Here is a 458-nt window from a genome sequence, read left to right on the forward strand (position 1 = left end):
TTGTAAGGCCTGCACGGCCTGCAAATCTTCGATTTGCAAGCCTCACCGGAACTACGTTCCGCTGCACAGCTTCGCTAACTTTAGCGAAGCTAAAGTTCGCAAGCAAATCGAAGATTTGCAAGCAAGCCCACAAGGTAGCTTCGCTTGCAAATCTTTGATTTGCAGCAAAAGCGTAGCTAAAGTTAGCAAAACCGGAGGTTTTGCAAGACCTGCGGCTGCACAGCTTCGCTAACTTTAGCGAAGCTAAAGTTCGCAAGCGTAGCAACACCTTGATTTGCAGCCGTTGCACAGCCGTAGGCTGTGCGTGCCAATTTTCGATTTGCTTACCGAACGTAGTTCGGCTGCTTACAAACCCTGGGCTGCCTGCAAATCGAAGGGTTGCGTAGCAACCTGCGGTGTTGCGTAGCAACACCTTGATTTGCAAGCGAAGCTGTGCAAGTAGCAGTGCAAGGCGTAGG

At 50.7% G+C, this 458-nt stretch carries 1 protein-coding gene; it reads right to left on the reverse strand.

The features are described from left to right. Positions 1-289 (reverse strand): hypothetical protein (locus MOPEL_RS18100; RefSeq protein WP_217994519.1); only part of this gene is annotated, 289 nt, incomplete at its 3' end. Positions 290-458: the final 169 nt, after the last annotated feature.

This window comes from Mobilicoccus pelagius NBRC 104925 (assembly GCF_000247995.1).
GTDB lineage: Bacteria > Actinomycetota > Actinomycetes > Actinomycetales > Dermatophilaceae > Mobilicoccus > Mobilicoccus pelagius.